The following is a 274-nucleotide window of genomic DNA, read 5'->3' as shown; positions in this document are numbered from 1 at the left end:
CGCCCGCCGCCTGGTCGAAGCGGGGGCGCGCTTCATCGAGGTGACGACCGAATACGTGCCGTTCCTCAACTGGGACACGCACGCCAACGGTCACACCACGCTGCGGCGCATGAAGCAGGAGATCGATCGGCCGATCGCTCAGCTCATTCTCGACCTCGAAGCCCGCGGCCTGCTCGACCGGACGCTCGTCATTCTGGCCAGCGAATTCAGCCGCGACATGATCATGGAAGGCAAGCCAGGCTCGAACGCCAACGATCAGACGATCGAGCCGGTC

1 protein-coding gene is annotated in these 274 nt (G+C 64.6%); it reads left to right on the top strand.

Translation table 11 applies throughout. The annotated features are described in order from the left end of the window. On the top strand, window positions 1-274 hold a 274-nt coding region (locus ACKX14_RS15805; RefSeq protein ID WP_422449346.1), incomplete at both ends, for a DUF1501 domain-containing protein.

Origin of the sequence: Thermorhabdus hydrogeniformans (assembly GCF_049310025.1) — a bacterium.
In the GTDB taxonomy this organism is placed as follows: Bacteria; Bacillota; Thermosediminibacteria; order Thermosediminibacterales; family Tepidanaerobacteraceae; genus JBJYKD01.
The sequence above is the reverse complement of the archived record's forward strand: the minus strand, read 5'-3'. Positions and strand labels throughout refer to the sequence as shown.